The organism is Actinacidiphila sp. bgisy144 (genome assembly GCF_057708105.1).
Map to the genome: position 1 here is coordinate 117708 of NZ_JBYIRM010000025.1, position 6484 is coordinate 124191.

Annotated in this window: 6 protein-coding genes; 3 read left to right on the forward strand and 3 right to left on the reverse strand. The window is 74.8% G+C overall.

From position 1 onward, the window contains the following. Positions 1–54: 54 nt before the first annotated feature. On the reverse strand, positions 55–387 hold the full coding sequence (locus AC3EVP_RS26280) for a rhodanese-like domain-containing protein (protein WP_435133778.1): 333 nt from the start codon (positions 385–387) through the stop codon (positions 55–57). A gap of 94 nt (positions 388–481) precedes the next feature. Then, positions 482–1381: a J domain-containing protein gene (locus AC3EVP_RS26285; RefSeq protein WP_435133780.1), complete on the reverse strand. Its 900-nt coding sequence runs from the start codon at positions 1379–1381 to the stop codon at positions 482–484. 313 nt (positions 1382–1694) lie between these two features. On the opposite strand from AC3EVP_RS26285, the gene AC3EVP_RS26290 reads away from it, so the two are divergent. Further along, a complete protein-coding gene (locus tag AC3EVP_RS26290; protein WP_435133783.1) occupies positions 1695–4619 on the forward strand; it encodes an ATP-binding SpoIIE family protein phosphatase in 2925 nt (974 codons plus the stop codon). 83 nt (positions 4620–4702) lie between these two features. Then, positions 4703–5164 (forward strand): MarR family winged helix-turn-helix transcriptional regulator, encoded by a 462-nt coding sequence (locus AC3EVP_RS26295; RefSeq protein WP_335971881.1) that lies wholly within the window; start codon positions 4703–4705, stop codon positions 5162–5164. 18 nt (positions 5165–5182) lie between these two features. Here AC3EVP_RS26295 and AC3EVP_RS26300 read toward each other — a convergent pair whose 3' ends face one another. Next, positions 5183–5596, reverse strand: coding sequence for a winged helix-turn-helix transcriptional regulator (locus AC3EVP_RS26300; RefSeq protein ID WP_435133786.1), 414 nt, complete (start codon positions 5594–5596; stop codon positions 5183–5185). A gap of 168 nt (positions 5597–5764) precedes the next feature. Between AC3EVP_RS26300 and AC3EVP_RS26305 the strand changes: the two genes are divergently transcribed. Continuing rightward, on the forward strand, positions 5765–6412 hold the full coding sequence (locus AC3EVP_RS26305; protein WP_435133788.1) for an FMN-dependent NADH-azoreductase: 648 nt from the start codon (positions 5765–5767) through the stop codon (positions 6410–6412). Positions 6413–6484 lie beyond the last annotated feature (72 nt).

Sequence of the window (6484 nt, forward strand, 5' to 3'; positions counted from 1 at the left end):
CAGGCGCAGGAAGATACGGACGCGCCAAGGCACGGATGCGGTAGGGGTGGCGCGCTACAGGACGTAGCCCTCGGCGCCGCTGTCGTCGACGACCGGGCGCCCGGCGGCCTCCCAGTCGAGCATGCCGCCGCTGACGTTCACCGCGTCCACGCCCTGCGCGATCAGATACTGCGCGACCTGCGCGGAGCGCCCGCCGACCCGGCAGACGACGTGGACGGTGCCGCCCTCGGGCAGCTCGGAGAGCCGGCCGACGACCTCGCCCATCGGGATGTGCAGCGCGCCCTTGGCATGGCCGGCGGCCCACTCGTCGTCCTCCCGGACGTCCAGGAGGGTCGCGTCGGCCGGCACGGCGGCGGCGTCCACCGCGGGGAGCTGGGAGTGGAACATCGGACGCGGCCTCCTGGGACACGGAACTGCACGATCAGGGACGTACGGCGGCCGCGGGCACCAAGGCGGCGCCGCGGGCTACTGGAAAGCTACCTCAGCCGCCGGCGGCGCCGTGGACCAGCTCGGCGAGCCGGGCCTCGCGCTGCGACACCTGCGTGAGCAGCTGCTCGGCGATCTCGTTGAGCAGCGCGTCCGGGTCGTCGGGGGCGAGCTTCATCATCTGCCCGATGGCGCTCTCGTCGAGTTCCGCGGCCAGCGCGGCCAGCTTCTCCTTGCGCTCGGCCAGCCACTCCAGCCGGGCGTAGAGCACCTCGGCCTCGCTGGGCAGGTCCGCGACCGGCACCGGTCCGGCGTCCCACTCGGCGGCCAGTTCGCGCAGTCCCGCCTCGTCGGCGTAGGCGTACGCCTCGTTGACGCGCGCGATGAAGCCGCTGCGGCGCTCCTTCTCGGCGTCGTCCTGCGCCAGGTCGGGGTGCGCCTTGCGGACCAGCTCGCGGTACAGCCGCTGGGCCTCCTTGCCCGGGCGCACCCGGCGCGGCGGGTTGGGGTCCTCCACCGGCCGCACCCCGTCGGCGCCCAGCAGCCCGCCGAACAGCTCCTCGACCCCGGGCATCGGCATCACCAGGGCGCGTGCCTCCCAGGCGCGCTCGATGTCGGCCCGGTCGCCGCTGTGCGCGGCGACGGCCTCCGCGATCAGCGCGTCCAGCTCGTCCAGCCGCGCGTACATCGGGCCGAGCCGCTGGTGGTGCAGCCGGGAGAAGTTCTCCACCTCGACGCGGAAGGTCTCCACCGCGATCTCGAACTCGATCAGCGCCTGCTCGGCGGCGCGCACCGCCTTCGCCAAGCGCTCCTGGCCCTCCGTGTCCACGTACGCGGCCCCCGCGGCGGCGGACCGGTCTGCGGCCGGGTCGGCGCTCGGGTCGGCTGAGGTCCCGTCGGCGGCGGCAGACGGCGCGGAGGCGGCGGACGGTCCGGGTCCGGAGGTGTTCGTCACCCGGACAGCGTAGGCCCTCTACGGTCGATCATGCCGGGAGCGCGGTCGCGCGCGGCCGCGGACTACGCACCCCGACCGGTCCCGCGGGCGGCCCGGTCCGCGGGGTGCGGGGCAGGCGCCGGGCGCCCGTCCCGGCCCGCGCGCCCGGCGGCGGTCTTACGATCCGACGGGTCGTCACCATGCCCCACACGGGCACCAATCCGGCCGATCTGCCGACCGAATCGGCCGTTTCGTGCTTGCCTTGAAAGCCGGACGACCCCTGACCCAGCTCACTCAGCGCGGAACCACAGCGCCGGACCGCAGGTGCACGACGTTGGACGAGATCACTCGGCATCCCGATGCCACCGAACCTGACCGCCACACCGACCGCCCCACCGCTCGTTCCGAAGGTGCCACGCCCCCGGCCGGGCCCGCCGCGGCGGCCGTGCCCGTGATACGGCCCGCACCGCTGCCGCCGGTCCGCCTGCCCGCACCGCCGCTGCCCCCGCCGGCCGCGGCCCCCGCACCGGCCGCGGCCTCCGCGCCGGCGGCGGCCCCCGCACCGGCGACCGCGGCCCCGCCCGGTCTGGCCGCCCTGCTGCGGCTGGCCGTGCTCTGCGTGGACCCCGACGGCCGGATCTCGTACTGGAACCGCGGCGCCGAGGAGCTGTTCGGCCACCGCTGGGAGCACGTCTTCGGCCACCGCGCGGCGGGCCTGCTGAGCACCACCCGCCCGGCCGCCGGGCACACCGACAAGCGGCCCGCGGCGGCCCGCCAGGACACCCTGGAGCTGCTGGACGACGTCACCGTCTCCTCCTGGGCCGGGGCGCTGGCCGCCACCGACCGCGACGGCACCTTGAAGGACGTGCTGTGGTGGACCTACCGGCTGGTCGAGCCGGGCGGCCGCAGCCTGCTCGCCATCGCGGTGCACGCCAAGCCGCTGCGCACCGGCGGGCTGCGCCTCGCGCTCGGCGGCCGGCTGCTGCCGTACGGCGCGGAGGGGCCGCAGCGCCAGGACATCGCGGTCGCCGCGGTGCTCGCGCCGAGCGCCGACCCGGCGGCGGGGCAGGCGGCGGCCGGCCGGCTCGCCGCGGTGCTGCCGGGCGCCAGCCCGGGCCGGCTGGACCGGATCGTGCGGCAGATCGCGGCGCTCGGGCCACCGGCGCTGGAGGTCGAGGACGGCGTCCGGCTGCCCGTCGTCCCGCAGGAGCACGCCGCTCTCGCCGCGGCCGCCCGCGCGGAGAGCGCCGTACGCGCGGTCCGCAGGGAGCTGCCGCCCGGCGGCCGTACGGTCGCCGCCGCGGAGCAGGGGGGCAGCGGCGGCAACGGCAACGGCGACGCGTCCAGCGCGTCCGCGCTCACGGCGGTGCCGCCGCCCTCGCTCACGCCGTACCCCGCCCCGGCCGGGCGGAAGAGGAAGCGGAAGGCGGCGGCCGCGCCCGTACCGTCCGATCATCAGCCCGGAAACCGGCCGGACCACGACCACGCACCGGATCATGCTCCGAACCGCGCGCCGTCCCCGCCGTCGGACGACGGCTCCCCTGGCCCCGCGGTCGCCGGACGCGGCGACCGGCACGCGCCCGCCACCGTCCCCCACCCCGGCAACGCCCTCGACGAGCAGCTCGCCCTGCTGCGCGCCGCCGGCTCCTTCATCGGCTCCACCCTCGACCTGGCCACCACCGCCCGCGAGCTGTGCTCCGTCACCGTGCCGCGCTTCGCGGACCTCGCCTCGGTGCTCGTCGTGGACCAGCTCTTCTCCGACACCGAGCCGCCCAAGGGCGACCGCCCGTCCGACACCGTGCTCGTCCGGCGGGTCGCCACCGCCCTGCCCGAACCGGCCGGCGTGTGGGAGGTGGCGGTGCCCGAGGGCGAGCTGGTCGCCCTCCCGGCCGGGGACATGGTGCCCCGGCTCGGCGACCCGGTGCTGGTGCCCGTGGTGGACCCCGCGCTCTCCCCGGACATCGCGCTCGACTTCGGCGTGCCGGCGCTGGGGCCGCTGATGGCCGGCCACTCGCTGATCGTGGCGCCGCTGACCGCCCGCGGCACCGTGCTCGGCCGGGTCTACTTCCTGCGTGGCCCGGGCCGCCGCCCGTTCGACGTCCGGGACGCGGCGACCGCCGCCGAGGTAGTCGCGCGCGGCGCCGTGCACATCGACAACGCCCGGCTGCACCGCCAGGAGTCGCGGGCCGCGGCCACGCTCCAGCGGTCGATGATGCCGACCCGGCCGCCGCGCATCCCCGGCGTCCGCATCGCGCACCACTACATGCCGGGGGACCGGCAGGCCCAGGTCGGGGGCGACTGGTTCGACGCGATCCAGCTGCCCGGCGGCCGGGTGGCGCTGATCGTCGGCGACGTGATGGGCCACGGGCTCCAGGCGGCGGCCGTGATGGGCCAGTTCCGTACCGCCGTCATCACCATGGCCGGGCTCGACCTGCCGCCGGCGCAGCTGCTGCGCCACCTCGACAACCTCGCCCACCGGCTGGGCACCGAGCACCTGGCCACCTGCGTCTACGCGATCTACGACCCGATCCACCGCACCCTCACCCTCGCCAACGCCGGCCACATCCCGCCGGTGCTGGCCGGCTCCGACGGGCGCGGCGAGCTGCTGCGTATCCCCGGCGGCGCGCCGATCGGGGTGGGCGGGGTGCCGTTCGAGACGGTGGAGGTCCCGGCGCCGGACGGCAGCTGGCTGGTGCTGTGCACCGACGGACTGGTGGAGGTGCGCGGCCAGGGCATCGACGCGGGGCTGGCGGCGCTGTGCGCCAACGTGATCGAGCCGCAGCAGTCCCCCGAGGACGTGTGCGCGCAGATACTCGCCCAGGTGCACTCCGACGACCGGAACGACGACGTGGCGCTGCTCGTCGCCCGCTTCGAGGGGGTCGCCCCGCAGGACGTGGTGCGCTGGAGCCTGCTGATCGAGGACGCCGAGGTGGCCCGGGCCCGCGAGCTGACCCGCCGCCAGCTGTCCGAGTGGGGCCTGGAACACCTCGCGGACGTGGCGGAGTTGCTGGTCAGCGAACTGGTCACCAATGCGATCAGGGCCGCGTCCTACGAGGTGGAGCTGCGGCTGATGCGCGTGGGCAAACTGCTGGTGGAGGTGAGCGACGACAACCACAACCTGCCGCAGCTGCGGCGCGCGGAGGCGGACGACGTGACCGGCCGCGGGCTCGGACTGGTGTCGAACCTGTCGCGGCGCTGGGGTACCAGCCGGAAGGCCGTCGGCAAGGTGGTGTGGTTCGAGCTGCCGCTGCCCTCCTGACGGGGACCGCTGATATCGTTGCATTTTACAACCTTGCGCCGCCGGCACCCGGCCGCGGCCGCCCCGGCAGGAGTGTGACCGCGATGTCCGCAGCAGCGACCCCCGCCCCGCCGGCCGAGACCACCGCCTCGCTCGAGGTGATCCAGCGCGAGCTGACCGCGTTCGCCCGGCGCGCCCGCGCCACCGCCGCCCGCATGCACCCCGAACTGTCCCTGGTCGCGTACACCATCCTCGCGCACCTGGAGGAGCAGCAGGGCTGCCGGGCCACCGACCTCGCCGCGCACTACCTGCTGGACAAGTCGACGGTCAGCCGCCAGGTGGCGGCCCTGGAGCGGGACGGCTTCCTGGAGCGGCGGACCGACCCCACCGACCACCGGGTGCAGGTGCTGCACCTCGCGCCGCGCGGCGTGGCGAGCCTGGCGGCGGCCCGGGTGCGGCGGCAGGAGACGTTCAAGGAGCGGCTCGCCGGGTGGGACCCGGCCGACCTGGAGCGGTTCGCCGCCTACCTGGTGCGCCACAACGAGGACGCCGCGGTACACCCGTGACCTTCCCGGCGCGCACCGTCAGGCAGTGGCGCACCCACCCGCCTCCTGGTCGCCGTCGAGCGCGGCCGGGTCCGGCTCGGTGCAGGGGACGTCGGGCAGGTAGATCTCGGCCCAGCGGGTGAGTTCGCCCAGCGCGGGCCGGATCGCGAGCCCCGCCTCGGTCAGTCCGTAGCTGACCCGCAGCGGCGGGCCCGGATCGACCTCGCGGACCACCAGTCCGGCGTCCGCGAGTTCGGTCAGCCGGTCGGAGAGCATGCGTTCGCTGATCCGCGGGATGGCCCGGCGGATCTCGGCGAAGTACGCGGGGCGGTGTGTGAGCACTGCCACGATCAGCCCGGTCCACCTCTTGCCGAACAACTCGAAAACCCTGGTCAGCGCGACATCCACGCCTCGACAGGGGGCACCCGGGCGCACCTGCTGTCCCCGTTCCATGGCCACAGCGTACTCCGTCACACCCCTAGCGCTGCAAAAAAGTAAGTCTCTGTGTTAAAAATAGCTACGTACGAACTTGCGGCACCGCTGACGTCGGAGAACGTCATCAGCCCACCGAGCGCGGCGCCGATCCCAGCCCTTATCCCTTGATGACGAAGAGGCTTCACCATGGCCACGCTGCTGCACATCGACTCGTCCGCCTTCCACGACACCTCCGTCTCCCGCGAGGTCACCGCGACCTTCCGCAAGGAGTGGGAGAGCCAGCACCCCGGCGGCACCGTGATCTACCGCGACCTGGCCGCCGCGCCGGTGCCGCACCTGACCGCGGACGGCATCATCGGCACCAACGTGCCGGCCGAGTCGCGCACCCCCGAGCAGGCCGCCGCGGTCGCCCTGCGCGAGGAGCTGGCCGACGAGCTGGAGCGCGCGGACGCGATCCTCATCGGCACCCCGATGTACAACTTCACGATCCCCTCGACCCTCAAGGCGTGGCTGGACCAGGTCATCGTGGTCGGGCGGACCGCGGGCGAGGGCGGCTCGGTCGCCGGCAAGCCCGTCACCGTCGTGACCGCGCGCGGCGGCGGCTACGGCCCCGGCACCCCGCGCGAGAGCTTCGAGTTCGCGGCGACCTACCTGGAGAAGGTGCTCACCGGGATGCTGTCGCTGGAGGTCCACTTCGTGATCCCCGAGCTGACGCTCGCCCGCGTCAACCCGGCGATGGCCTCCCTGATCGACGCCGCGGACGCCTCGAAGGCGAAGGCGCACGAGGACGCGGCGGAGAAGGCCAAGACGCTCGCCGCGCGCTTCGCCGCCTGAGGGCAACCGCACAAGAGACCCGCACAAGGGACCCGCACAAGGGAACGCCGACAAGGCAACACCCGTAAGACA